Source organism: Chitinophaga sp. (assembly GCF_017745275.1).
Lineage (GTDB): Bacteria > Bacteroidota > Bacteroidia > Chitinophagales > Chitinophagaceae > Chitinophaga.
The window spans coordinates 41284-68280 of record NZ_JAGHZS010000008.1; the positions used below are offsets into that span (position 1 = coordinate 41284).

At 45.6% G+C, this 26997-nt stretch carries 21 protein-coding genes; 9 read left to right on the forward strand and 12 right to left on the reverse strand.

Annotation, left to right across the window (positions count from 1 at the left end):
* The first annotated feature begins 144 nt into the window (after positions 1-144).
* Complete coding sequence (locus J7623_RS23395) at positions 145-1149, forward strand: WYL domain-containing protein (RefSeq protein WP_291924959.1); 1005 nt, start codon at positions 145-147, stop codon at positions 1147-1149.
* Positions 1150-1204: 55 nt separating this feature from the next.
* Here J7623_RS23395 and J7623_RS23400 read toward each other — a convergent pair whose 3' ends face one another.
* Positions 1205-1921 carry a hypothetical protein gene (locus J7623_RS23400; RefSeq protein WP_291924961.1) on the reverse strand — a complete coding sequence of 239 codons (717 nt, stop codon included), beginning with the start codon at positions 1919-1921 and terminating at the stop codon, positions 1205-1207.
* Positions 1922-2042: 121 nt separating this feature from the next.
* Between J7623_RS23400 and ade the strand changes: the two genes are divergently transcribed.
* Positions 2043-3686: an adenine deaminase gene (gene ade, locus J7623_RS23405; RefSeq protein ID WP_291924963.1), complete on the forward strand. Its 1644-nt coding sequence runs from the start codon at positions 2043-2045 to the stop codon at positions 3684-3686.
* 78 nt (positions 3687-3764) lie between these two features.
* Here the strand turns inward: ade and J7623_RS23410 are convergent, their stop codons facing one another.
* A complete protein-coding gene (locus J7623_RS23410) occupies positions 3765-4874 on the reverse strand; it encodes an anhydro-N-acetylmuramic acid kinase (protein WP_291924965.1) in 1110 nt (369 codons plus the stop codon).
* Between the two features lie 80 nt (positions 4875-4954).
* On the opposite strand from J7623_RS23410, the gene J7623_RS23415 reads away from it, so the two are divergent.
* From J7623_RS23415 to J7623_RS23435, 5 genes are all read left to right on the forward strand, one after another.
* Entirely contained in the window at positions 4955-6883 is a 1929-nt protein-coding gene (locus J7623_RS23415) for a von Willebrand factor type A domain-containing protein (protein WP_291924967.1), read from the forward strand.
* Positions 6884-6926: 43 nt separating this feature from the next.
* The gene (upp, locus tag J7623_RS23420) at positions 6927-7580 is read left to right on the forward strand and encodes a uracil phosphoribosyltransferase (protein ID WP_291924968.1); all 654 of its coding nucleotides are present in this window, start codon (positions 6927-6929) and stop codon (positions 7578-7580) included.
* 171 nt (positions 7581-7751) lie between these two features.
* The gene (locus tag J7623_RS23425) at positions 7752-8765 is read left to right on the forward strand and encodes a PorP/SprF family type IX secretion system membrane protein (protein WP_291924970.1); all 1014 of its coding nucleotides are present in this window, start codon (positions 7752-7754) and stop codon (positions 8763-8765) included.
* 238 nt (positions 8766-9003) lie between these two features.
* Complete coding sequence (locus J7623_RS23430) at positions 9004-9771, forward strand: EI24 domain-containing protein (protein WP_291924972.1); 768 nt, start codon at positions 9004-9006, stop codon at positions 9769-9771.
* Positions 9771-10475: an SAM-dependent methyltransferase gene (locus J7623_RS23435; RefSeq protein ID WP_291924973.1), complete on the forward strand. Its 705-nt coding sequence runs from the start codon at positions 9771-9773 to the stop codon at positions 10473-10475. Before J7623_RS23430 ends, J7623_RS23435 begins: the two co-directional genes overlap by 1 nt.
* A gap of 131 nt (positions 10476-10606) precedes the next feature.
* Here J7623_RS23435 and J7623_RS23440 read toward each other — a convergent pair whose 3' ends face one another.
* Together J7623_RS23440 and J7623_RS23445 are read right to left on the reverse strand one after the other, a co-directional pair.
* A complete protein-coding gene (locus tag J7623_RS23440; RefSeq protein WP_291924975.1) occupies positions 10607-10996 on the reverse strand; it encodes a hypothetical protein in 390 nt (129 codons plus the stop codon).
* A 23-nt stretch (positions 10997-11019) separates the two neighbouring features.
* The gene (locus J7623_RS23445; RefSeq protein ID WP_291924978.1) at positions 11020-12393 is read right to left on the reverse strand and encodes a M20/M25/M40 family metallo-hydrolase; all 1374 of its coding nucleotides are present in this window, start codon (positions 12391-12393) and stop codon (positions 11020-11022) included.
* A 189-nt stretch (positions 12394-12582) separates the two neighbouring features.
* Between J7623_RS23445 and bshA the strand changes: the two genes are divergently transcribed.
* Positions 12583-13722: an N-acetyl-alpha-D-glucosaminyl L-malate synthase BshA gene (gene bshA, locus J7623_RS23450; RefSeq protein WP_291924979.1), complete on the forward strand. Its 1140-nt coding sequence runs from the start codon at positions 12583-12585 to the stop codon at positions 13720-13722.
* On the opposite strand, the gene J7623_RS23455 is transcribed toward bshA, so the two are convergent.
* From J7623_RS23455 to porU, 8 genes are all read right to left on the reverse strand, one after another.
* Positions 13719-15095, reverse strand: coding sequence for a peptidoglycan DD-metalloendopeptidase family protein (locus J7623_RS23455; RefSeq protein WP_291924981.1), 1377 nt, complete (start codon positions 15093-15095; stop codon positions 13719-13721). The two genes, bshA and J7623_RS23455, sit on opposite strands and share 4 nt — an antisense overlap.
* Before the next feature lie 149 nt (positions 15096-15244).
* Positions 15245-16687 (reverse strand): peptidoglycan DD-metalloendopeptidase family protein, encoded by a 1443-nt coding sequence (locus J7623_RS23460; protein ID WP_291924983.1) that lies wholly within the window; start codon positions 16685-16687, stop codon positions 15245-15247.
* 90 nt (positions 16688-16777) lie between these two features.
* Positions 16778-17614, reverse strand: a complete 837-nt coding sequence (locus J7623_RS23465) for a DUF4292 domain-containing protein (RefSeq protein WP_291924985.1) — start codon at positions 17612-17614, stop codon at positions 16778-16780.
* A gap of 26 nt (positions 17615-17640) precedes the next feature.
* Complete coding sequence (locus tag J7623_RS23470) at positions 17641-19377, reverse strand: tetratricopeptide repeat protein (protein WP_291924986.1); 1737 nt, start codon at positions 19375-19377, stop codon at positions 17641-17643.
* A gap of 3 nt (positions 19378-19380) precedes the next feature.
* Positions 19381-19824, reverse strand: coding sequence for a dUTP diphosphatase (dut, locus tag J7623_RS23475; protein ID WP_291924987.1), 444 nt, complete (start codon positions 19822-19824; stop codon positions 19381-19383).
* Positions 19825-19960: 136 nt separating this feature from the next.
* Entirely contained in the window at positions 19961-20449 is a 489-nt protein-coding gene (gene ispF, locus J7623_RS23480; protein ID WP_291924989.1) for a 2-C-methyl-D-erythritol 2,4-cyclodiphosphate synthase, read from the reverse strand.
* A 130-nt stretch (positions 20450-20579) separates the two neighbouring features.
* Positions 20580-21755, reverse strand: coding sequence for a type IX secretion system outer membrane channel protein PorV (gene porV / locus J7623_RS23485; RefSeq protein ID WP_291924991.1), 1176 nt, complete (start codon positions 21753-21755; stop codon positions 20580-20582).
* A 105-nt stretch (positions 21756-21860) separates the two neighbouring features.
* Positions 21861-25268, reverse strand: coding sequence for a type IX secretion system sortase PorU (gene porU, locus J7623_RS23490; protein ID WP_291924993.1), 3408 nt, complete (start codon positions 25266-25268; stop codon positions 21861-21863).
* A 153-nt stretch (positions 25269-25421) separates the two neighbouring features.
* Between porU and J7623_RS23495 the strand changes: the two genes are divergently transcribed.
* Complete coding sequence (locus J7623_RS23495; protein ID WP_291924995.1) at positions 25422-26972, forward strand: SUMF1/EgtB/PvdO family nonheme iron enzyme; 1551 nt, start codon at positions 25422-25424, stop codon at positions 26970-26972.
* Positions 26973-26997 lie beyond the last annotated feature (25 nt).

The following is a 26997-nucleotide window of genomic DNA, read 5'->3' on the forward strand; positions in this document are numbered from 1 at the left end:
TTCATAACCATCAGGTTTTAATAACACTACAAATCTAGCCGGGCTGCGCGCAAAGAATTTGCGTAGTGATCTTTTCGCTATAATTTTTTTAATCCTGTTTGCAAAAGCGGGAATTGCGTATTTTTATTTTCTAAATTTTATCTTTTGCCAAAGAATAAAGACGCGGTGTCGCGCTACCGTTGGATTGACGAGCGCCTGCGCAACAAGCAGAAGCCCAAACCTACCCTGGAAAACCTGATTGAATATGTATCGGATAAAATGGGAACAGGCATATCTGTCCGTACCATCCAGAAAGATATCCAGGACATGCGCCAGGACCCGGAACTGAACTATATGGCGCCCATTGTGTACGATAGGAGCAGTGGCACCTACCGGTATTCCGATGATAGCTTTTCCATCAGTAATTCGCCCATTGAAGAAGCAGATCTGCAAGGGCTGGAGATTGCTATTGGTATACTGGAACAATTCCGCAGTTTACCGGTAGTACAACAGTTTGAAGACGCTATCCTGAAAATAGCCGCCAGCCTGAAAATGAACCGGGAAGCCCTGCAACATAAAGGACTGATCAAATTTGCCCGGGCTGCACAATACAAAGGCGCCGAACACATTCCGGAAATTGTAGATGCCATTAAAAACCTGGAAGTAATACGCATCGCCTACCAGAGCTTTGAGCGCGATGAGCCCAAAGAACACTGGGTAGAACCATATCATCTGCGGGAATATCAACATCGCTTTTACCTTATCGGAAAAAGTCAGAAAACACGCGGTGGCGCTGTGATTACGTTTGCCCTCGACAGAGTGGTAAAAATCTGGCCTACCATGAAACATTTTGATGAGAAAAATTTTGATGATGCCAGCTATTTCCAACACGCAGTGGGCATTACCGTACATGACGGAGAACCCGAAAATGTACTGCTGAGCTTCGAACCGCGACAAGGAAAATATATAAAGTCACAGCCTATTCATGCTTCCCAGAAAATAGTGGAAGATAATAGTAAAGAATGCCGTATATCCCTGAACGTTGTTATTAATCCGGAGTTAACCATGACCCTGTTGAGTTATGGCGGACAAGTGAAGGTATTGCAACCCGCACACCTGGCGAAGAAGATGGCAGAAGAAGCCAAAGCCATGGCGGCACTGTATAAATAGTCATCATTAGTTCCGTTCAGCACCGCCACAACGGTACTGAACGGAACTAAAAATATTACTGTGGTTTGGCAAACAACGTATCTGCTACGGTGCCATTGGTTTCGATCTTCGTAATATTGATTTTCACACCACCCGGACTCTGTTCTGTAGTACCGGGATAAGCCAGTCCTTCCGGCGTTTTCTTATAATCAGACATCGTAACGGTTATTTCTGCATCCTGCCCTTGTATGTTAACTTTGTTGATTGTTTTTATCAGCAGATATGTATTGGCATCCAGGAATGCAGTTCCCTCTAAACCTTCTGCTGAGGTAACTTTCAGCTTGTACGCTGTTGTACCGTCTACAGGTTCTTTACCGAGTAATTCTATTTTCTTTCCTTTTGCTTTATAGTCGTATAACTCCCCTCTTACATCTAACTGGGTTTGCAGTAATTTTTGCATTTGCGGATCCAGATCCTGTGGAGTAGTTTGCATCATTACCGGCATCAGGCTCCAACCACCCGTGCGCGTTACTACCTGGATATTATCCGTCCCCTGCACCGCAAATTCCAGTCGCATGGCTTCATCCTGCTTCACCCACCTTTTAATAGGTACAGTCATGCCCTGCACTTCCATGTTTCCCTCTATGTATTGCGATTTAATCTCCTTCAACTTTGCCTGTCCACCCATAGCAACAATATTTTTTGCAATAATCTCGTCGACAGTTTGTGCATAGGTAGCTACTCCTGCGATCAAAAGCGCTGCTAACAGCGTAAAAAATTTAATCCTTGTCATAAAAGAATTTTTGATGCCCGATTTTTTAAGGCAAATAAAGATAACCAAAAAACATCTCCCCCGCTTCTTTACAAAAAATACGCCGGCCCTTAAAATGCGGTCTATTCCTTAGCTTTACAGCATGAATACATTCCAGATTTCAGGCAACCTGGTGGATATATTACAGCAGGAGATTTACCCGGCCACCGTTTATGTGGAAGCGGGTAAGATACAACGGATTGAACGCAACAACCAAACATATGCACATTACCTGCTTCCCGGCTTTACTGATGCGCATGTACATATAGAAAGTTCCATGCTCATTCCCTCAGAATTTGCCCGGTTAGCGGTAGTACATGGCACTATTGCCACCGTCAGCGACCCGCATGAAATAGCCAATGTAATGGGGGTAAAAGGCGTAGAATATATGCTGGAAAATGGTAAACAGGTGCCTTTCCGGTTTAACTTTGGAGCTCCTTCCTGCGTACCCGCCACTGTTTTTGAAACCTCTGGCGCGGTAGTGAGTGTGGAAGATGTGGAAGCCTTGTTGCAACGGGATGATATCAGATATCTCACGGAAATGATGAACTTTCCGGGAGTACTGCATAAAGATCCCGAAGTATTGGCTAAAATAGCAGCCGCAAAAAAGGTAAATAAACCCGTAGATGGCCATGCTCCCGGCCTTCGTGGCGAAGCAGCCCGCGATTATATTGCAGCAGGCATCAGCACTGATCACGAATGTTTTACCATCGAAGAAGCGCTGGATAAACTGCAACATGGCATGCACATCCTGATCCGGGAAGGCAGTGCCGCCAAAAACTTCGAGGCACTTTATCCTTTACTCCACGAACATGCCCCGAAAATCATGTTCTGCAGCGATGATAAACACCCGGACAACCTCGTGGAAGGACATATCAATTTATTGGTAAAACGTGCACTGAGCCACGGCATAGATCTCTTCAAAGTATTGCTGGCAGCCTGTATCAACCCGGTACTGCACTATAAACTGGAGAATGGATTGCTACGGGAACAGGATCCGGCAGATTTTATTGTGGTTGATGACTTGCAAAACTTTAACATACTGGCAACATATATTGACGGAACAAAAGTAGCTGAGAATGGCAAAACGCTGATTCACTCCATTCCGTCTGTTCCTGTAAATAACTTTGTGGGACAGCCGGTACAGGCGGCAGATCTCCGTATGCCAGTTGGCGATACCAGCCATACCAGCGTAACAGCTAAAGTAATTGAAGCGCTCGACGGACAACTGATCACCAACGCTCTCACCGCTACACTGCCGGTGGTCAACGGCTTCGTGCAGAGCAGCACCGAAAAAGATGTCTTAAAAATAGCTGTGGTAAATCGCTACAAACAAGCCACTCCTGCAGTAGCCTTCATCAAGGGGTTTGGATTGCAACATGGCGCTATTGCCTCTTCGGTGGCGCACGACAGCCACAACATCATTGCAGTAGGCGCAGATGATGAAAGCCTGGCTGCCGCTATCAATGCGGTGATTGCCCAACAAGGTGGCATCAGTGTGGTAAATGGAGAAAAAATACAGGTATTGCCGCTGCCGGTAGCTGGCCTGATGAGTAACCTGGACGGCTACACGATAGCCACGCAATACAGTGCGCTGGACCAGGCAGCTAAATCACTGGGATCTCCGCTGGCCTCACCGTTTATGACCTTGTCCTTTATGGCGTTGCTGGTGATTCCTCATTTGAAACTAAGTGACCTGGGGCTGTTTGATGGTGACAGCTTTCAGCTGATAGCCACGGCCTGGTAATCTATTTAAAAAAACAGCGGAGATATCAGCATCTTGCTAAATAATATCTCCGCTGTTTTTATATTAAAGGTGAATCCCCTACCGGCTTGTCCAGAGGGCACCATTAATAGAATCTCTTTCTGCGCCTGTTACACCACTCAGCACATTATCTTCCTGTCTCCAGCGTAAAGTCCCTATCAACGCCATGATCAACGCTTCTTTAAAACTCACTGTTTGTTCATCCGGCACTTCTACAGTAACGCCCAACGGTTCCAACTGTTGCTGTATAGTTTGTACAAGAAATGTATTGAAAGCACCGCCGCCGGTGATCAGCATTTTGGCAGGGCCTTCCGGCATTTGTGCTTTCAATGCCTTCACCGCATTAGCTACCTGCGTGGCAATATGATCTACATAGGTACGCAGTTTACCCTGTACGGAGATGCGCATAGGCGCTATCATTGGCAATACGGTGTTGATTCCAAAATCATTGGCAAGTGATTTTGGCCAGGGAGTTGTATAATAGGGAAGTTGATTGAGTTGTTCCAGCAAGCCATTATCAGTAACACCACCGGCAGCCAGGGCTCCTCCATCATCGTAAGGTTTATTAAGGGCCGCGGCCAGGGCATTCAGCACCCGGTTGGCAGGGCAAATATCAAAGGCTACAAACTGCTCTGGCAGTTGAGCCGAAATATTGGCAATGCCGCCAATATTCAGCCAGTATTGATAACCGGGGAAGAGGTATTTTTCTCCAATAGGCACAATAGGTGCTCCTTGTCCGCCCAGAGCCACGTCCACTGCCCGCAGATCAGTGATCACGGGCAGGCCGGCAACTGCGGTAATGGCGGCACCATCGCCCAGTTGTGCCGTCATTTTATCGGATGGCATATGAAAAGTAGTATGGCCATGGGAAGCGATAAAATGTATTTTATGATCCAACTGATGTTTTTCTATAAAAGAAAGAATGCGGTGGCCGGTGTAATGTCCGTATGCAGTGTGCAACAACAGGTAATCCCTTGCTGGCAGGGAAGTTGCCTGTGCCAGCTTTTCTACCCACTCCGGCTCGTAAGGCAGGCTTTCCGAGGCTTTGATCGCATAGGTCCACTGTCCGCGTATTTCCGTTAGTTCCGCAAAAACTATATCCAATCCGTCTAATGAGCTACCAGACATGGTGCCAATCACGTTATATACCATCGACAAAAATTTCAGCAAAGGTAGTTTTAAAATATTTTTTTTACGATTTATGGAATGAAGGTATTTCTGGTCATCCTATTGGCAGAAAAGATATCGTCATGAAAAAATATCTCGCATTACTATTGTTTGGTTGCCTGCTGGCTTTTACCGCCTCCGCACAGCAACAACGCACCCTGAGTGGTACAGTTACCGACGCCGTTAACAAGGCGCCCATTGCCAACGCCGTTATACGGGTAAAAGGAACAGACTTCCTGACGGCCACCAATACCAAAGGGGCTTTCAGTCTCAAAGTACCGGCTGGTGCACTCACCATGGAAGTTAACGCCAGTAATTACAAACCACTGGAAACCAGGATAACCGCACAACAAACTACCTTACAGGTAACATTAAACAAGCTACAGCCACTGGTGAAAACCGACGACAGAAGACGATTAATCATGCGGGGTAGGCCATCAACGGTAAAAACAGTGTCTCCTCCTACACCAAAAGTTATTTGTGCAGAGCCAATGACACCCGCTGCCGATCAGGCTCTCAGGGAAGTAGCCGTTACCGGGTACGTTACATCAAAGATGAACTATAACTATACCTCATCCGCTCCCGATAATACGGAAGATTACAGCCCCATCAACGAAAATATCTTCCACGCTGCTACTGATCAGCCTTTGAGCACTTTCAGCATTGACGTGGACCGGGCCTCCTACAGTAATATGCGCCGCTTCCTGAACAACGGTGAAATGCCGCCACCAGACGCGGTTAGAGTGGAAGAAATGATTAACTACTTCGACTACCATTACAAAGCACCTACTGGTAAAGACCCAGTAGCTATTTATACCGATATGGCCATCTGCCCCTGGAGTACCGGGCATCAGCTGGTACGTATTGCATTAAAAAGCAAACAGGTAGATACCAAAGACCTTCCGCCTACCAACCTGGTATTTTTACTGGATGTATCCGGCTCTATGGATGAACCCAACAAACTGCCACTGGTAAAAAGCGCCTTTAAAGTATTAACAGAACAACTCCGTCCGCAGGATAAGGTAGCTATTGTGGTATACGCCGGCGCAGCGGGTGTGGTACTGCCTTCCACCAGCGGTAACAACAAGAAAAAGATACTGGCGGCATTGGAGGAATTACAGGCAGGTGGCTCCACAGCCGGTGGAGAAGGAATACAACTAGCCTATCGTATTGCGGAAGAGCAATATTCCAAAAATAGTAATACCCGTGTAATTCTCGCTACAGACGGGGACTTCAACGTAGGCGCTTCCAGCGATGGTGCCCTGACCCGGTTGATTGAAAATGAGAGAAAAAAAGGCATTTCCCTCTCCGTACTTGGCTTTGGAATGGGCAACTATAAAGATAATAAACTGGAATTGCTGGCCGACAAAGGCAATGGCAATTATGCCTATATCGATAATTTTGAAGAAGCCCGCAGAACCTTTGTGACCGAATTTGGGGGCACCCTCTTTACCGTAGCCAAAGATGTAAAATTGCAGGTGGAATTCAATCCTAGTTTCGTACAGTCGTACAGGTTAGTAGGCTATGAAAACAGGCTGCTGCAGAACGAGGACTTCAACAACGATAAAAAAGACGCCGGCGACATGGGCGTAGGCCACACCGTGACTGCGCTTTATGAAATCATTCCCACCAGTAAAAGTGGCGAAAATGTTAACTGGGTGGATCCGCTGAAATACCAGCAGGGTAAAGTACTGGGCAATCAGCAGGAGGTATTAACCGTGAAAATGCGCTACAAGCAGCCTACTGCGGATAAGAGCCAGTTGATAGAAAAAGTATTGCCTTATAATAACCAGGAAATTGGCGCGGCACCGGAAGACTTTCGCATGGCCACTGCGGTGGCAGCCTTTGGCCAACTGTTACGTAACTCCGCATTCAAAGGAACTGCCACGTACGGTCAAATATTGTCCTGGGCTGGCACTGCGCGGGGCGAAGACACCGAAGGTTACCGTGCAGAGTTCATCCAACTGGTGAAGAAAGCCAGCTTGTTAGACAAAGAGCAGGACAAAGAGTAGTTACACTAATTTTCGGTAATTTGCGGCCTCAAAGGGATAGCTCATGATTATCAATTTAAGTGAAACCAATTCGTTGGTAGGAGAATGGTTAAGCGAGATCAGAAATGTGGATGTTCAGCAGGATCGTATGCGCTTTCGGCGCAATATGGAAAGGCTGGGCGAAGTAGCGGCTTACGAGATCAGTAAAACACTGGACTATGTAGACAAAGAAGTGACTACCCCGATGGGTATTGCTACTTGCCGGGTATTAAAATCTCAACCGGTACTGGCTACTATTTTAAGAGCCGGGCTGGCGCTGCACCAGGGTTTGTTGCATTATTTTGATAAAGCAGACCATGCCTTCGTTTCTGCTTATCGTAAGCATAACCATGATGGCTCTTTCGATATCAGCCTGGAATATGTAAGCACTCCTTCTATCGATGGAGAGGTATTGATACTCTCAGACCCCATGCTGGCTACCGGTGCTTCGCTGGTGAAAACCATCGAACACCTGGAAGAAATCGGTAAACCCAGCCATATTCATCTGGTAGTAGCTATTGCCTGCACCGTGGGCATTGAATATGTACTGCGCAATACCAAGTCGAACCTGACAATCTGGGCAGGAGATATTGATGATGAATTAACCGCCAAAGGCTATATTGTACCGGGATTGGGAGATGCGGGAGACCTCGCTTTCGGGAATAAATTACAACAATAACAAGAATATATCGTTTTACGAATAGCAGTTTTTGTATCTTTAAAGAAGAACAAAGCTGCTATTCGTTTTTTATTATAACGTTTTTTATACATGGATTTAATTTGAGATATGATTTAATTAACGTACCTTCACCGGCATTGCATAACACCCTATGCTTTAAGCTTTACTAATATGAAAAGAGCTTTACTATTCCTGGCCATATTGCTTTATTTAAATCCGTTGCGGGCACAGGACCCGCACTTTTCGCAGTTTTTTGCCTCACCGCTTACCCTTAACCCAGCTTATACAGGCCTATTTTCCGGAGACTATCGCTTATCAGGTAACTATCGTTCACAATGGCGCAGCATTGCCTCCCCATTTGTGACTGGTACTGCCGCTATTGATTTCGGTATTCTAAAGGATGTGATTTCGTATACAGATATCTGGGGCGTGGGCTTAATGGCGATGTATGACAGAAGCGGCGGCGGTGCCCTGACTTCCAGTTATCTTTCCTTCAGTACCGCCTATCACAAAGGGCTTGATCCGGAGGGTAACCATACCCTGGCCATCGGCCTGCAAGGTACCCTGGTGCAAAAAAGGCTGGATAACAGCAAGCTGCAATTCGAAAACCAGATAGACAATAACGGATATAATCCTATGATTCCCAGTAATGAAACACTGGTAAATCCTAAAATATCCTATTTCGATCCTAACGTTGGTATTTTATACAATGGACTGATCGGAGAATCTTCCAATATTTACCTGGGTGCCTCATATTATCATATTACCCAGCCAACAGAATCCTTTATGAACCTCACCCAAAACCGGCTTAGCTACCGCTGGACAGTACACGGTGGAGGTTCTGTTCCTGTAAATGGGAAAGACAGGTTTCACACCAGCATTTTATATATGAAGCAAAGCACTGCCTCTGAATTGACTTTTGGTGGCGCTTACGGGTTTGCATTGAGCGATATGGACGATAATCCAACCACCTTTTATGTAGGTAGCTGGTATCGCCTGAAAGATGCGATCATTCCTTACATTGGAATGGAAATCAAAGGATTCCAGGTAGGCCTGACCTACGATACCAACGTATCTACCCTCAACCCTGCTTCTCATTACCGTGGTGGTATGGAAATTTCACTGATCTATATCCACACCCGGAACGAAAATAATAAATACAAAACCCTCTGCCCTCGTTTCTAATAAATTGATTATTAGAAACTTTGGGAGAACTGGATTTAAAATACCAAAAGCAAAAAGCTATTTTCGGGAAGCGTTTCCCGAAAATAGCTTTTTGCTTTTGGTATTTTATTTTCTACGCTTTTAACACAGGATTATCAGTATCACTATAGTAATCATAGCTATTTTTACCTTAGTTTCGTTGCTCTTTCATAAAACAGGAACAAATACACATTCAGTTACACTAAAAATTATTCAGGCGTTGTTTTTTTCATTCAGAGAACTGCTCTCAGCTATTCAATCTTACGGGAAGGCCCATCAATTCATTTTACAGCATAAGTTATGGAAATGGATACTGATACCTGGTATCATCTATTGCCTGCTCTTTTTTGCCGGCTTTTACTTTGTTTGGGGCTATTCTGGTGACTTTGTGGAATACCTGACCAGGCTGTTGCACATTACTGAATGGGTACAAGACCTGGAAAACAGCTGGATCAGTTTCCTGTTTATACTGGTGGCATTTTCCGTCAGGATTGTGTTTGTATTTTGGTACTTCTCTTATTTCAAATATTTGTTTCTCATAGTGGCTTCTCCTGTTTTTTCTTATTTGTCAGAGAAGACAGAAGCCATTCTTGATCATAAAGAGTTTCCTTTTAGCTGGTCCCAGCTGGGTCAGGATATTTTGCGTGGCATTAAAATGTCGTGCCGCAATATCGTTTACCAGACAGCGGCTATTCTGATATTATTACTGGTGTCTTTCATTCCGGTGATTGGTTGGTTGATACCGATGGTAGGTTTCTTTGTAGAATCTTATTTCTATGGGTTCTCCATGATGGATTATAGTTGTGAGCGGCATAAGTTAAACATGTCTCAAAGCATTAATTTTATCCGTCAGCATCGCGGTATGGCGATAGGTAACGGCATGGTATTTTACCTGTTCATGCTGATTCCGGTAGTGGGCTGGATGTTGGCACCTTCTTATGCTGTGATTGCGGCTACTATTGATTTACAAACAAAAAGACTGAAATAATGAGTACTCCTGGCAAAGTGTATCTGGTTCCTACTGTGTTGAGCGCCGATGCCTTATTCAGTATTCCTGCATACGTCACTAACGTAGTACAGCAGTTATCTGTATTTTATGTAGAAAATGAACGTACTGCCCGTCGTTACCTGAAAGCGCTGGATAGAAATATTAATATAGATGCCCTGCAGTTGCTGATTATGAATGAAAATCAGCCGCCTGACCTGGCGTTGGCAAAGGAATTATTGCTGGAAGGAAAGGATATTGGCATCCTGAGTGAAGCGGGCTGCCCGGCCATTGCCGATCCGGGACACCTCATTGTACAGGTAGCTCATAGCGTAAACGCCCGGGTAATTCCTATGATTGGTCCCAACTCTATGTTGCTGGCCCTGATGGGCTCCGGTCTCAATGGTCAAAGCTTTCAGTTTACCGGTTATCTTCCTATCAAACCTCCGGAAAGAACAAAGGTTATCCGGGACCTGGAACAGGAATCTGCCAGAAAAAATCAGACACAACTCTTTATAGAAACGCCTTATCGCAATAACCAGCTCCTGAAAGATCTGCTGGATAACTGTAAGGACTATACGCGGATTTGCGTAGCCGCTGATATTACCGCTCCCACCGAATATATTAAAACCAAAACAGTGAAGGAGTGGAAGCAACAGTTGCCGGACCTGCACAAAAGACCCGCCATCTTTCTTTTACTGGCATAAAAGAATTACGAATTACGAATTACGAATTACAAATTACGAATTACGGATTTGTGAGTAGATTATAGCGAATTATCTTCGCGTTTACTATCTACTCACAAATCCGTAATTCGTAATTTGTAATTCGTAATTCTTTACGGCAGATCCTGTCTGGATGGATCTTTTATAGAAATAATACTATCTACTATAAACGGGCTATAGCCTCTCCAGGGAATGGCGCCCAGGTACTCTTTATAATGCAGTTCTACCAACTTGCCGCTGGCGGTCATCAACTGTTGTGCAACGCGTTCATTGCTTACGGAAAACTGGAATTCATTAGACTGGATGGTACCCGCTACCTTACCTTTGTAGCCGGATTGTATCACCTTACCTTCATAGGTTTTAAAGACGTATCCTTTCTGCACAAAATAGTTGAGCTCTCCTGCCTTTACTCCCTGACCGAAAACGAAATAGTATTTGTAGAAGAATATACCTCCCAGTATTAGTATGATAACACTTACAACGATAAAGACAAAACGGCCCATAAGGATAATTTAGAGATAGATAATCAGAAGTTCTGGTCTACAAGATAAATCAAACCTGCCATACCAAAAGCACCCAATTCAAGTTCCCTTTTATTTACCGCTTCAAATACGTCGTTTGCCGCGTGGTGATAATCGAAATAACGTTGTGAATCCGGAGAAAGTTCGGCCATGGGCGTACCTATAGCTTCATTCAGTTGTCCTACATCTACCCCTCCTCCCTGTTCATCAAAATCATAAATACCATACGGTGCAAACAGGGGCTTCCAGCTATCCATTTTGGCTTTCTTATCAGCCGGCAGGGTAGTCATAAATCCTCGTGGAGTAAAGCCACCTGCATCACTTTCCAGGGCAAAAACATGCTGCTCTTTTTTAGCTTTGGCCAAGGCTGCATACTTCTTTCCTCCACGGGTACCATTTTCTTCGTTAGCAAACAATACTACGCGTAAGGTGTGTTCCGGCTGGATGCCCTGTGCTTTAAGTGCTCGCAGGACTTCTATAGATTGCACACAGCCGGCACCATCGTCGTGTGCACCTTCCGCCACATCCCAGGAATCGAGGTGGCCGCCAACTGTAATATACTGATCGGGATACTTACGGCCTTTCAGCTCGCCGATAACATTATGCCCAACTACATCCTTCAGCATTTCGCAGTTGGTACGCAGGAACACTTTGGCATCGGTATCGTCTTTAAGACGCAGGCTAAGGCGGTCCGCATCTTCCAAACCAATAGCTACTGCAGGAATTTTAGGGTATGCCGTGTCATAGCCCATGGCGCCTGTATGTGGGAAATTATTAGCGCCATGCGACATGGACCGTACAATCACAGCTACTGCACCATATTTGGCAGCCCTGCTGGCACCCTGGCCCCGGTATTTCACCGCATCGCCATAAGAATGGAATGTTTTAATGTATTCCGGCTTAAAACGTACATTATAAAAAACAATCTTTCCTTTTACCTGGTCTTTCTTCGCTTCCAATTCATCGAAGGAAGCTACTTCCAGCACCCCGGCGGTAACCCCATTAGGTCCACTGCCCACGGAATTTCCTAATGCCAGCACATTCAGTGGTGGGATGAAATCCCGGCGTTTGGAAATGATACGGGCTTCTTCCCTGGCTCCTCTTACCCAATGTGGCACCATACATTCCTGCAGGTACACGGTATCAGCACCGGCAGCTTTCAGTGCGGCTACTCCCCACTGTTCTGCCTTAGACATCTGCGGGGATCCGGCCAGGCGGCCTCCGATATCTTTGGTCAGGTGACGTAGATTTTCATACGCTGTACTATGCGTTAATACTTCATCAGCTAATTTCCTAAGCGTTATGGAATCTTTGTCCTGCGCCACTGCGAGGGACGGCAATGAGCAGGCAAATAAAATTGGCACAATAAAATTTCTCATGTAGCAGGTTAATTTATGGTTAAAACTACTAAAAAAGCCGAAAGCTAAAAGCAGAAAGCAAAAAGCCATTACAGCTGCTGACCAGCGCGTGTAGAATATTCAAAAAAATGATCCGCCACAATGGCTTTTTGCTTTCTGCTTTTAGCTTTCGGCTTTTTAGTACCTTTGCAGAATGCAAAAATTTAACTCATGCGCATAGGAATAGTATGTTACCCTACCTACGGCGGTAGCGGGGTACTGGCCACAGAGCTTGGTAAAGCGCTGGCAGACAAAGGCCACATGGTCCACTTTATTACATATCAACAGCCGGTAAGGCTTAACGCGTTCCACGCTAATATATATTATCACGAAGTTCAGGTTCCCACGTATCCACTTTTTGATTTTCCGCCCTACGAATCAGCTTTGAGCAGTACCATGGTGGATGTTATCATTAACCAGAAACTGGATCTGCTGCACGTACACTACGCCATCCCGCACGCTTCTACCGCTTATATGGCCAAGCAGATCGTGAAAAAGCATGGCAGAACGGTTCCCTTTATCACCACGTTGCACGGTACAGATATCACACTGGTAGGAAAAGACAAAACCTATGAACCGGTAGTAACCTTCTCTATCAATGAGTCAGATGCTATTACAGCAGTGTCTGAGAACCTGCGGGATGAAACGTATAAGTCGTTCCCAATAGAAAAAGATATTGCGGTGATCTACAACTTCGTGGACACCCAGCGGTTTAGTCGCCGTGAGCTGCCTCATTTCAGGCAGGCCATTGCACCAAACGGCGAGAAAATACTGTTACACGTATCCAACTTCCGTAAAGTAAAACGGGTGCCGGATGTAGTAAAAGTATTTGCCCTGGTACGTAAAGAGATACCCGCGAAGCTATTGCTGGTAGGCGATGGTCCCGACAGGCCTTCTATAGAATGCTTATGCCGCGAATTAGGGATCTGTGAAGATGTAAGATTTGTAGGTAAGCAGGAACAATTGGAAGATGTAATGTCTATCAGTGACCTGTTTATCCTGCCATCAGAATATGAAAGCTTTGGTTTGGCCGCGCTGGAAGCCATGGCAGCACAGGTGCCGGTTATTTCTTCCAATGCAGGTGGTTTACCGGAAATCAACATTCCCGGGCAAACCGGCTATATGAGCAATGTAGGAGATGTAGAAGGAATGGCAGCACATGCCCTGCGTTTGCTGAAAGATGAAACCTTACTGGCCGAAGTACGCCAGGGTGCCTTAGAACAGGCGCTTCGTTTCCATATCGACAATATCATTCCTCAATATGAGGCTTTATATGAAGAAGTATTGCTGAAACAGGCGCAGCTCCTTTAACGGGAGCGTATCCATCTTTCAGGATTCTGTTTCACCATGTTCCGGTATATCTGTAATTCAATTTCACCGGTGCTACTACCTGGTCCGGAGGCAGCAAGACCCAGTGTTTGACCACGTTTCACCACTGCTCCCTTGCTCACCCGCACATCCAGTAATCTCACATAATTGGTAAAATATTTTCCATGGCGCAGGGTAACCATATATCCTGCGCCTGGTACCATAAATACCATAATTACCTCTCCTTCAAAAATGGCTTTCACAGCGGCTCCTTTTGCAGTTGCAATGATAACGCCATTATGATCCACTTCAATTTTACCTACATGTCCGGTGCCGAAATGCCCGGTAATACGTCCTGCTTCTACCGGCCATGGCAAACGGCCACGGTTGGCTTCAAAGTCGCGTGATAACGACAAGGCTTCCGGCGTAGCTACCAATACATCTTCGCTGGATGTTTTAGCTACCGGAGCGTCATCATCTTCATCTTTTTCTTCTTCTACCGGTTTTGCAGGTGGTTTCTTGTGTGCCTTTTTAGCGGCGGCCAGTGCTGCTTTTCTACGGGCTGCAGCCAGCTCCCTGCGTTTGGCTTCTGCGGCCTTTTTACGAGCCAGCGCCTGGGCGGCGGCCCTCTTCTGTGCCGCTGCTATTTCCCGGCGGATCGCTTCCTGGATGGCCTGGTCTACCTGCCTGGCTTCTGCTTTGCTTTTATTGATCTGTTGTTGTAGTTCCTGTTCCTGGTCTTTGAGCTGGGCAATAGTTTGATCCGTTTCTTTCTTATCGGCAATGAGCGTTCCCCGTTGTTGCTGTTCGGTGTGTAATGCGCCGGTTTTCTGAGCCCGTTGTTCCTGTAATACCACTAATTTTTGTCCCAGCAGGGCTTTGGTAGATAATAGGTTTTCGGCCTGTTTCCGCCTGTTTTCGCGGTATTGCTGCAGGTATTGGTACCGGCGCAATGCATCATTAAAACTGGTGGCGGAAAAAAAGAAACTGAGTACGTCATAGGAGTCGCGTGTTTTGTAGGCGTATACAACCAGTTGTGCGTAGCGGGCGCGGAGTGAGTCTACTTCTTTCTCCAGCGTTTGTACGTTATTGTTAGTGCTGCTGATATCTCCTTCAATGGCACTGATTTCTTTATTAATACTTTCAATCTGTGCATTGCGGGTAGCGATTTTTGCCTGCAATTCCTGTTGCAGGCGGAGGTTTTGGCGGGTCGACTTCTTCGTTTGCTGCAGTGATTTATTCGCTTCTTCTATTTCTTTCAACAGCTCCTGCCTGCGGCTTTCCAGTGCTGCGCGCGACTGCCGGTTGCTCCGTTGTGCATACAACAGGGCAGGCAATAGCCATAGCGCCATCAAAAGAGGGATCAACTTTCTCAAAAAAAATGCATTTGGTTAGTAAGCTAGCTGAAAGCTAAAGGCAGAAAGCAAAAAGCTATTTTAGCGAATGATTGTGCTTTACCAGTCATTATACGCTACAATAGCTTTCTGCTTTTCGCTTTAGGCTTTATGCTTCATTCAATATCATATTATCGTCTCCGGATCCACTGCTCAGGATTTTGCTTGGTAACGCCTTTCCATATTTGCAGTTCTACCTCACCGGTGTTTTCAATATCATTGGTGCTGGCAGTACCTATTACCTGCCCGGTTTTAACAAAATCTCCTTTCTTCACCCGGGTAGTTTGCAAACGTACGTAAGTGGTGAAGTATTGTCCATGACGGATAATAATTACATACCCTGAACCGGGCATCACTACTACAGATTTCACTTCTCCGTCGAAGATGGATTTCACGGCGCCCCCCTTGTTGGTGGCAATGACGATACCATCGGAAGGTACCTGGATATGTTCCATCACAGCGTGTTGGTGAATACCAAAATGTTCGATGATATTACCTGCATCTACCGGCCATGGCAGCTTACCCCGATTTGCCTCAAAGCTTTCTGATAATGCCAGTGCTTCCGGAGTTGCTTCCAGTACGTTTTCTGTACGGGCTGCCGGTTTTTCCGGTTCTGGTGCTGGCTCTGGTGTTTTCGCCGGTGCTGGTTTTTCCGGTACCGGGGTTGGCGTATTGTTAGCAGTATTATTATTGGCAGCAGCAGCGGCGGCGGCTTTCGCCTTTTCCGCAGCAGCCAGCGCAGCAGCTCTACGGGCTTCTTCTTCCTTACGGCGTTTTTCTTCTGCGGCTTTACGGCGGGCAGTTTCCTCTTCTATTGCCTTACGACGGGCATCCTCTATTTCTTTACGGATTACCGCCCTGATGGCTGCCTGTACTTTCTGTGCATCTTTATTGCGTTGATTGATATCGGCTACCAATTCCTTCTCACGGCCTTTCAGTTTACTCAATACCTCATCTTTCTCTTTCTTGTCTACTTCCAGGGTATTTCTTTCGTCCTGTTCTGTTTTAAGTGCATCGGAACGTTTTACACGTTGCGATTCCAGGCTTTGTATTTTCTTATTCAGCTGCTCTTGCGTACTCACAATATTATCAGCCTGCCTGCGGCGATACTCACGGTATTGCTTCAGGTATTGGAATCTTTTAACAGCATCATTGAAGCTCTGTGCAGAAAACACAAAGTTCAGCATATCATAGGAAGAGCGGTTTTTGTAAGCATAAACGACTAAAAGTGCATATTGTGCTTTCAGGGTATCCAGGTCTTTCTGCAGGGTTTTTACATCCCGGTAAGCTGAATTGATATCACCGTTAATGAAATTGATTTCTTCGTTGATATTATTGATGAGACGGGAACGGGCAGAAATTTTATCACGTAATGCCCGAAGTTGTCCAAGGCTCTCTTTGGTAGACTTCTTGGTTTCCTTCAGTTGTTCGTTGGCATCATCTATTTCCTTTTGCAGTTCTCTTTTTCTTCGCTCCAGTTCCTCCCGCGATTGTTGCTGCTGCCCATTATTCTGGGCAACCAACATGGCTGGCATTAACCATAGCATCAATATGAACGGGATAATCTTCTTCAAATACAACATGACTTATTTTAGTAACTGCAAATTAAATAAATATACAACGTTTATTAGTTTAATGAAGATGACTTTTGTGGAATGTTTTCCTTACATACGTTTATAGGCCGATGGCATATTAAACGGAAAACTGAGTGGGATATCAAAATCATAGCGGGTAAAATCGAGCGCTACTTTAGTGACATTTTTCTCTTCCACATATATACGTCGGGTAACAGGGAATTTACGGCCTGCCACTTTGGTATAATCTCCGTAGGTAAGCTCACAGGAGCGTTTTACCGGGTTGGTACTGTCTTTATCCATTACCTTACTCTGCTGTAAACCGTAATCATCTGCAAACACATTGAACAGGCTTACAAACTTTGCATGATTGCAGCTAAAAGAAATAATGGAGGGTGTTTTCACCACCTGGTATACAGAGTCTGTCAGGTATATCGGATTACCGATCAACATATCCTGCAGGGTCTGGAAATCAAATGGTATACCCAGCAGCTCTTCTGCAGATGCCATATTCCGGAGGAATAATTGTTTTTCCAGGCGGTTATACATTTTCAGGCTATCCGGCGTAATCACCGCTCTTATTACTTCATCTACTATCGGCGCTGAAATAGATATCCAGATGATACTATCCTTTTTAATACGGAAAGTAGCATTCAGGTTATTATGGCTCTTTTTATCTGTTTCAAATGCCAGCTTCATTTTGCCGGAAAATGTATTGAAATCAATGTGATTATCGTGTATTCCCTTCAACATTTCGCTGGTAAACCGGGCCAGTTCTTCATTAGCTGAACTGTCTTTTACCACTGCTACCTTATTGGTATCAGCGGCCAGGAATGTATTACGGGCCAGTTTTTTAGGATGACGGCAAGCCACCATACCCAGGCCAATGGTTACAATTAAAAGTGTGACGATGGTTTTTCTCTTCATTGAGCGATAAACTTATAGCTAAAAGCTTATTGAATATATCTTTTTTCAGCGATCTTCCTGGCAAGGTCAACAGACGAAGCACCTTTGTCTTTCGCCATCTGCCAGTATTCCACTGCTTTTGTTACTTCTTTCAGATTAAACAGGATATCCCCGTAATGTTCCAATACATTGGGGTTCTTCTGTGCATCCGGGTATTGTAGTGCTTTTTCAATCCACTGTTTTGCTTCTCCAAATTTTTCCTGCCGGAAAAGAATCCAGGCGTAGGTATCCATGTAGGTAGGACTTTCTGGTTCAATTTCCAGGGACCGTCTGGATAGCTCTGCGGCTCTGTCGAGATTTTCTCCGCGTAGCGACAGGTAATAGCTGTAGTTGTTCATGATCAGCGCATCTTTGGGCCGCAGCACCAGGGCCTTTTCGTAGCTGCTGTCTGATTGCCGGTGTTGCCCGGTAGCGTGGTAGGAATCTCCGAGGAGTGAATAAATATCCCCCAGGAATCGCTTCTCTCCATTTCCTATTTCCAGTGCGGCATTCAGCGAATTAATTGCGTTTGGGTATTGTTGTAAAAGAAAACTGGCTACGCCTTTAAAGTAATAGCCCATGAATTCCTTTGGGAATTTGTTTGTTACATTGTTACTGAGCGTCAGCAATGCTGTAGGATCTTCCTTACGGGAATAAATCCACATGAGCTGGTACCATACGGAAAAACGCGTATCATCCAGGCTCAGGGCTTTTTTATAGCTGGTTTCCGCGCTATCAAGCATATCAGCCTGTGAAAACATATCGCCACGAAGGGCGTATGCTTTCGCATCTTTAGGATGTGCTTTAATAATGAGGGAAGTAAGCTGCAGGCCTTCATCGAGTTTAGCCGTATCCGTGTTCATCATCTGAAGGTAGGGATACACGAAGGCTACTTTTTCATCGATGCTGTAACCCGGATTAGCGAAGGCTTTGGTAAGATTGCCCCAATAGGTAGCTGTATCGTTATTTTTTTTTGCGTAAGAAGCCAGTGCAATCAGCGCCCTTGGATTATCAGGATCTTTCGCGAGAATGGTATGGTATACTTCGGCAGCGTTTTCGATGCGATCGTTAGCATCATATATTTCCGCCAGCAAATAATAATACCGCGTTTCCTGCGGGTCCTGTTTAATGAGTTTTTTAATCTCTGCTGCTGCTTCATCTACCATACTCATTTTAAGCAGGAGTTTTTGTTTTTGGTAGATGAGTTCCTCTACTACCCCAACCTTATCTTCAAGCTGATTAAAGGCTGCCAGGGCAGAAGCAGGTTTATTGGCTTTAGCCAGCAATATTCCTTTGTTGTAGAGATAATCTTCGTTGTTGGGGTATTTCCTTGTGAGCCCATCAAAAACGAATGCGGCGCTATCGAATTTTTCATTGACGGCATATGCATCAGCCAGCGTTACCTGGAACCAATGGTTTTCCGGATCGAGGGCTACTGCTCTGCGTGCAAAGAGGAGGGCATTGCCGGCGTTTTGTACTTCTATGAAGAGGCGGGCCAGTTCATAATTTACTGTCGCATTATTTTTATTCAGCCGTAAATAGTCCGCATACTGGGTAATAGCCGTGCGATAGTCGCCCAGCATTTTAGAACGCTGCGCGGCAAAAAAGAGGCTATCTGCCCGCTGTGCCAGCACAGCAGCATTTCTAACAGAAGTATTGCCATGTGATGCTGATTGTTTAGCACCACTACAAGCTCCTATTAATAAAACACCTGCCAGCCCTATAACGGTGAAGGATATCCGCATTTATCAGGATTTACCGGTATGTCCAAAACCTCCTACTCCTCTTACTGTTTCAGAGAGTACAGTAACCGGCTCTATTACGGCCTGTACAAAAGGAGCAATGACCATTTGGGCAATACGATCACCAGGTTGTATGGTTTGCGGTTCGTTGGATAGGTTGATCATGATAATTTTAATCTCCCCACGATAATCTGCATCTATAGTACCGGGTGTATTGAGCAATGTTAATCCCTGCTTGATAGCCAGACCGCTACGTGGGCGAATCTGCGCTTCGTATCCTGCCGGCAATTCCATGAACAGTCCTGTAGGTATCAGCATCCTTTCCAGCGACTGCAAAGTAACCGCTGTTTCCAAATGTGCACGGAGGTCCATTCCTGCCGCATCTGCCGTTGCATAAGCCGGTAATTCGTTACCAGACTTATTGATGATTTTCACTATAATATCCGCCATTGAACAAAGATATTTTAAAAAAATTACGAATTATGAATTACGAATTACGAATTTGTGGGTAGATGGTAAACGCGAATGATAACATTTGCTAATATCTCCCCACAAATTCGTAATTCGTAATTCATAATTCGTAATTCTATTGGGTGATATGCTCCAGTAATACAACTGCATGGGCCGTTACACCTTCTTCACGGCCTACAAATCCCATTTTCTCAGTGGTAGTTGCCTTTACAGAAACATCCTCTATGCTGATATGCAGTGTTTCTGCAATTACTTTTTGCATAGCGGGCACATAAGGCTTGATTTTCGGCGCTTCCAGGCAAAGCGTGCTGTCAACATTCACTACCTGGTACCCTTTTTCTCCAATTAATTGCAAACAACGGGCTAATAATATTTTACTATCGATGTTTTTATAAGCATTATCTGTGTCCGGGAAATGAACACCAATATCACCCAGCGACAACGCCCCCAGCATGGCATCACATATGGCATGCAGCAGCACATCCGCATCACTATGTCCCAGCGCCCCCTTATGATGAGGAACTAACACGCCTCCCAGCCAGAATTCGCGTCCTTCCACCAGTTGATGAAAATCTACACCCAGTCCAATACGTATCCTACTCATAGTTGTAATAATTTAATCATTTTGCCAATCCGCAAGGTAAGTGTTTCACGCTAAGAAGCAAAGCAGCAAAGGCGCAAAAGAGCTTATTTGTCCTTTGCGCCTTTGCTGCTTTGCTTCTTAGCATAATATTTTACCAGCCTGTACGGCTATCTTCATCTCTTGGTCCCAGGTCAAAGGTCAGGGTAAACCGCAGGGTATTAGACAGCGGATTACGTTGCGTACCGGATCCAGATGGCACCAGGTAAGAAAAGTTAAGACCAAATATGTCGTATTTCACACCAATACCGGCTGTAAAATACTTACGGTTACCTTTATTCTTGTTCTCATTAAAATAACCTGCCCTTACGGCAAACTGCTTATTGTACCAATATTCCATCCCCAGGGAATACATCAGCTCCTGCATTTCTTCTTTAAATCCTCCGGGAGCGTCTCCAAAAGAGCTGAACATGCCTTCCAGGGAGCTTTTGGTCTTATACCTGCCCGCCGAATCCGGTGTTGGCACCAATAATTTATTGATATCCAGGGCAAATGTGAGTTCATTGTTTTCATCCAGCGCCAAAGTATAGGCAGAACCAATACTGAGATTGGTGGGAATAAAATCCTTTTCCTGTGCAGAGCTCAGGTAAGAAATTTTTGTACCCATATTGGAAATGGCCGCACCGATGTTCAGTTTATTTACCAGGCCGTCTGCCCGTTCAAAATCTTTTGTATAGAAACCTGATAGATCTACCGCAAAGGCTTTGGCTGCCTTTACCTGCATTCCATCTACCGATTGACCGTTGGCCAGGTTAGAATAAATGAAATGCCCGGTTAAGCCGATACCGAAGTGTTCTGATAATTTGCGGGCGTATCCTGCATCCAGGGCAAATTCTCGCGCATGGAAGTCCTGGATAGGCTGCCCATCTCTATCGGTAAAAGCAATGGTACCCAGTGAGAAATAACGCAATGACCCGGCGATGGCCTGTTGTTCATCCAGTTTGGTATAGCCGTTCAGGCTGGCCAGGAAAACGTCGTTTACCAGCTCTTTCAGCCAGGGCGTATAAGTAACTGCAATCCCCGCATTTTTTTCAGCGAATGGCAGCTTGGAAAGGTTGTTATAAATAGAATATGCATCTCCGGAAAGGCCTTGCCCTACATCTCCCATGGCTCCACTGCGTGCATCCGGTGTAATTCGCAAAAATGGTACAGCGGTGTTAATAGGTACTGAACGACCATCTAACTGCCCCGTTGAAATTTGTGCTGAGGATTTGAAACTTATGAAAGTACCGTAAATGAACACAAGGCCCATTGTTACCTTTCGGATCATGCAGATTTTGTATTTGATAAGGATGTAAAAATAATCTTATTTATTAATATAACACAGAAAGGGGTTTAATTGGGATAATGGCAAAAATTATTTTCCTTACATAGGTTATAACAACACCAGCTTACCGCCCTTACTCGTCGCTATTTTAGTGGTCCTGATTGTTACTCTGTACAAATATACCCCCGGAGGTAATTTTGCTCCCGAATCACCACGTCCATCCCAGGGCATGCCTTCATAACGACCAGTTGTTGAAATTATTGTACTATGCATTGTTTTAACCAGTGTCCCCCCTACTGTAAATACTTGCAATGTTAGCTGTAACTCTTGTCCCTGTTGATTATGCAGGAAAGTAAAACGTGTTACATCCCGAAAAGGGTTCGGATAATTTCTCACATTCTCTACAGCCAATATTCCCTCTTCGGTCACCTTGAAATAAAGGGTGGTTGTTGCAGCATTGTTGTAGGTATCCCAGGCTTTAATTGTTATCCTATGCTCTCCTGCCAACAAACCACTCAGGGGAAACAGTACATTTCCTCTTTTATAACTATTCAAAGATGACTCAAAATAATCATTTAATACAATATATTCAGTACTATCCAAAATCGCCACCAGACTATGCGCACTATTATTTCCTGCTATATTAATGCCGCTACTGTCTGCCAGGTCTATCATTAACAGCGGATCCGGACCTGTAATATCTCCGTTTCTAAACTGCCGGTTATTCAGCCAGGCGTTGATTGCAGGCCCCGTAATATCAGTGCCGGGTGAAGAAATAATGCCACCCGTGCTAATGTTATTAAGATAACCACTACCATCCAGTTGGTCGTTACTGGTATAATAGCTGATCTTCCCTTTTCCGGTGCCGTCACGAATATCGCGGGGTGCTACAAATGTAAGGGAAAACTTGCCTGCATTAACCGTTTGTGTTCCCTGAAACAGCACATGCTGTTGTACTTTAAAAGCAGCAACCTGGCTACCAGCATCATTCCCAAGCGTTTTTTGCATAAATGGCTGATCATACACCGTAGTATAAAGTATTCCATTATAACCTGGCACCGGGTTCCCTTGTGCATCTGTGATATGTCCTTTAATGGTATAGGTACCCAATCCTTTTACAGTATCTGTATCTGTTGGGACATTCCCGTTAATGCTGTCTGTGACCACTTTATAGGCTGGGAATGCCAGCGTTAACGCCGGATCTCCCAGCAATTGAAACTTACGGTTATTAATGGCATCCGCAGAGCCGCTGTAGGTGGCGTTCTTGGCCAACATAGCAGCGGTTCCCAGTGCAGGCATCCGGCCATTGGCATCGGGTGTAAAAGCTATTTTCAGGTAGTTGGCATTCATTAACTGGTTAGATGCGGCAAAAACAGCCCGGGTAGTCGTCATTAATGCGATAGCACCACCGGGCTGTTGAAGTAATATTTTATGTCCCAGCGATGTGATACCAGGATCATCATAAGGGGCAAAATCACAGGTAGCAGTAATAAACAGCGGTAATTTATGATCGTTATGCCAGGCATTAATGCTGGTGGCATCCAGGATGTTTTCTGCTGCCAGGCGGGCATTGCTGCCATGACCCGAATAGTTCAGCAAGAGGGTGCCTTTATTGATGCGGTTCGCAATAGCCGCGTTTACCTGCGGGTAGATGGCGCCTCCCGGGCCTTGTTCCTGCTGGTAAGCATCCAGGTATATTTTTGTGGTATTCAACAATGGGGCATTGCCATCTATAACAGTGGCCATCTTTTCGGCATCATCGAAATGGAGATTATTATCTTCATCATCCGCCAGCAGGGTTACCTGGTTGCGCCAGGGCCCGAAGGCGGCCGGTTGCCGGTAGCTGATAATTTTATCTACCGCCTGCATTGCCTCACCCACATTGCGCGCCGGGATCCGGCCGATGCCAATATCCAGCAGGTCTGGAACACCGGTTTGGGTAATATCTCCCTTATCTTTTAATATCCCGAAATAATCGTCTGATACATAAGAGCGGATCGCATCCAGGGAGGCCTCACTTTGCCAGGAAGGAACATCGTTCGTATTATTCTTAATGCGTTGCCGGTAATCATAAGAAGCGGCACCAAACAGCAGCAGGTAGCGGGGCGCCGGCCCCCGGTCGAAAAACATTTTTACGTAATCACGGATGGCTGTTGGGTCCGGGCTACCGGCTGCAAATTCATTATATACCTGGTCTATGGTGGTAACCTGTACCTGCAGTTGGTCCTGTGCACGGTGCAGGGCGGCCAGTCTCTCTGCTTGTCCCTTCAGCGCCTGCGTGGTAATAATAATCATATCGGCGGGGCCATTGCTATGCAGGTCCTGGTTCGCTACCGGCCCCACAAATGAAGGCTGTAAGGCCGCCTTATCGGAGAAAGCCATGTATTCATGCAAACTATCGTTACTTCCGGCGAACAACAGCGAATCGCCCTGCAGTTGGCACTTCACTGACATTGGCTTGAGCGGATCGGTGACATCCCAGACTTTCGTTTGCGCATCAGCGTTATGCAGCGCAAAACGGCTGTTTTGTGTACTCCCCACATACTGTGTACTGCGAAAATCAAGCTGGCCGTTGGCCGGCATTACCAGCGGACAACGGGTCTGTACTTCCAGGTAGTCCAGCCATCCCCGGTCATTTATATTATCTGGCGCAAATATAACCCCCACCTCCAGTTGCGACCGGGCAGCAGTTGCTGTACCGGTGCCCGTAGCCGCGGTAGCTACGCCTTCAAAAACATTATCTGTTACCGGGAGGAGATATAAATTAGTAATAGCGTTGACCTGGTTCACGGTGGCATTAAAGTTACATCCACCGCTGCTGCGGGCGGCCACGCGCATGCGAACAGTTACCGGGCTGGTAGCCGCTGCCGGCAGGGAAAACTGGTAATTACGCGACAACCCCAATACTTTACTGAATTCTGAACCCCACCACTGCTTACCGCTGTTCAGGAAGTTAAAGCTGTCGCGCTCAAAAAACGCCCGGTAGTTAACCGCATATTCGGGGACACCTGTAACCGGCTGATGATCATTAGCCTTTATACGTAGTCCATCTCCCCCAACAGTTATATAATACCAGGCAGCATCCGCGTACAGGTTCCGTTGATGCACAAATGCACCGGTACCTGGGTTATATTGCCATCGATGAGGTCCAGGGGCGTAAAAGAGCAGGTAGTCATTTCCATCCAGGATGCCATCGCCGCCGTCTGCTGCATACAGGGCTACCTCCGGCAGATCGTCGTAGCGGGGCGTGGCATTGGGCTCCCCCAACATCTGGCCGCCGTTACCAAACAGCCGGATACTGCCGGTGGCTAATTGCTCCGCGTTAATTCCCATGCTTTTCAAAAAGGCCACATCTATTTTATAGATACCGGGATCGGTGATAGCCAGCTTGTACCAGCTGCCGCTGGCCAGCACAGAATTTTTTTTATATTGACGAATACTGCTTTGGGCATGTATTTCCTGTTTACCAAATAGGGAAAGCAGGAATATCCCGATAAAAATATAATTGAGTTTCATTATCTTAATCGCAGTTTTTCGATCGGTTGATATAGATAATCCTTTATCAGCATGGACGAATGGCAGCAAATTACAAATTAATTTTTTTCGCCATAAAATAAAAAAGAGTACATTTGCGTTTACTGTAAATATACTAGACTAAAGCTGTATCGCATGCGTAGATTAACCTCTTTATCATTGCTCGTAGGTACCAGCGTAATGCTATCCATGAGTGCCTGTCATAAAGACGGCGGGGGACTTTTCGGTAAGAAGAAGGAAGCTTCTTCCGCTACGGGCTGGAACTACAACGACCAAAAAATGGGCGGTTTCAGCGTAGCTAAAAACGTTGCCCAGCAAACAGGGCCCGGACTTGTTTTCGTACAGGGTGGTACGTTTGCAATGGGAGCAACGGAGCAGGATGTAATGGGCGACTGGAACAATATTCCACGTCGTATCACTGTTTCCTCTTTCTACATCGATGAATCTGAAGTAGCCAACGTACATTATCGTGAATATTTATACTGGCTGAATCGCGTTTATGGCGAGTCATTCCCGGATGTTTACCGTAATGCACTGCCCGATACCCTGGTATGGCGTAGTGAGCTGGCCTACAACGAGCCATTGGTAGAATACTATTTCCGTCACCCGGCTTACAACGACTACCCGGTAGTAGGTGTTACCTGGAAACAGGCAACTGACTATTGTAAATGGCGTTCTAACCGTGTAAACGAAAAATTGCTGATGGACAAAGGCCTGCTGTCTAAAGCAGATGTAGGCAACCAATCAGACGACAACACCTTTGATACCAAGTCTTACATGGCTGGTTTATATGAAGGAACTCCCGGTAAGTTGTCTAAAAGCGCTAAACAACAATTTAAAAATGCAGACGGAACTCCCCGTAATGCTGCTTTTGAAGATGGTGTAATGTTACCTAACTACCGTCTCCCAACAGAAGCAGAATGGGAGTACGCCGCACTGGGTTATATTGGTCAGAACCCTGGCCCTTCCAAAAAAGAAGGCAAACATGGGGAAGAGCTGATCATGAACAAACAGGTATATTCCTGGGGTACCAATACCAGTGGCTTACGTGATATCCGCCGCGGTACCATGCAAGGTCAGTTCCTGGCCAACTTCAAGCGTGGTTCCGGTGATAACATGGGTGTGGCCGGTGGTTTGAACGACCGTGCTTCTATCCCTGGTCCTATCCGCTCCTTCTATCCCAACACGTTCGGTATTTACAATATGTCCGGTAACGTAGCAGAATGGGTACTGGACGTTTACAGACCACTGAACCCTATTGATGGGGAAGACTTCAACTATTTCCGTGGTAACAAATTCCAGACTGTTTATCAGAATGAAAATAAAGAACTGGAAAAAGATAGTCTCGGTCACCTGAAAATGCGTGATGTTACTGATGAAGAAAGTGCTAACCGTTTGAACTACCAGAAAGGTGATGTTATCAACTACCTGGATGGTGACTCCCTCTCACAGGTGGAATATGGTTACGGTATCACTTCACTCATCAACGACAAATCCCACGTGATTAAAGGTGGTAGCTGGAATGACCGTGCTTACTGGCTTTCACCTGGTAACCGCCGTTACATGCAGGAAGATATGGCCACTAACACTGTTGGTTTCCGTTGCGCTATGGACCGTGTAGGTAGCCCTGAAGGTAATAAGTTCAAAACAGGTAACCTGTTTAAGAAACAACGCCAGAAGAGATAATTTAAATTAAGCGGAAGGCAAAAAG

Coding starts and splice junctions, on each gene's coding strand:
- J7623_RS23400 (WP_291924961.1), bottom strand. CDS start 1,921: ATGACAAGGATTAAATTTTTTACGCTGTTAGCAGCGCTTTTGATCGCA.
- dut (WP_291924987.1), bottom strand. CDS start 19,824: ATGGCGGATATTATAGTGAAAATCATCAATAAGTCTGGTAACGAATTA.
- bshA (WP_291924979.1), top strand. CDS start 12,583: ATGCGCATAGGAATAGTATGTTACCCTACCTACGGCGGTAGCGGGGTA.
- J7623_RS23465 (WP_291924985.1), bottom strand. CDS start 17,614: ATGAAGAGAAAAACCATCGTCACACTTTTAATTGTAACCATTGGCCTG.
- J7623_RS23415 (WP_291924967.1), top strand. CDS start 4,955: ATGAAAAAATATCTCGCATTACTATTGTTTGGTTGCCTGCTGGCTTTT.
- J7623_RS23435 (WP_291924973.1), top strand. CDS start 9,771: ATGAGTACTCCTGGCAAAGTGTATCTGGTTCCTACTGTGTTGAGCGCC.
- upp (WP_291924968.1), top strand. CDS start 6,927: ATGATTATCAATTTAAGTGAAACCAATTCGTTGGTAGGAGAATGGTTA.
- J7623_RS23440 (WP_291924975.1), bottom strand. CDS start 10,996: ATGGGCCGTTTTGTCTTTATCGTTGTAAGTGTTATCATACTAATACTG.
- J7623_RS23445 (WP_291924978.1), bottom strand. CDS start 12,393: ATGAGAAATTTTATTGTGCCAATTTTATTTGCCTGCTCATTGCCGTCC.
- porV (WP_291924991.1), bottom strand. CDS start 21,755: ATGATCCGAAAGGTAACAATGGGCCTTGTGTTCATTTACGGTACTTTC.
- ade (WP_291924963.1), top strand. CDS start 2,043: ATGAATACATTCCAGATTTCAGGCAACCTGGTGGATATATTACAGCAG.
- J7623_RS23470 (WP_291924986.1), bottom strand. CDS start 19,377: ATGCGGATATCCTTCACCGTTATAGGGCTGGCAGGTGTTTTATTAATA.
- porU (WP_291924993.1), bottom strand. CDS start 25,268: ATGAAACTCAATTATATTTTTATCGGGATATTCCTGCTTTCCCTATTT.
- J7623_RS23425 (WP_291924970.1), top strand. CDS start 7,752: ATGAAAAGAGCTTTACTATTCCTGGCCATATTGCTTTATTTAAATCCG.
- ispF (WP_291924989.1), bottom strand. CDS start 20,449: ATGAGTAGGATACGTATTGGACTGGGTGTAGATTTTCATCAACTGGTG.
- J7623_RS23495 (WP_291924995.1), top strand. CDS start 25,422: ATGCGTAGATTAACCTCTTTATCATTGCTCGTAGGTACCAGCGTAATG.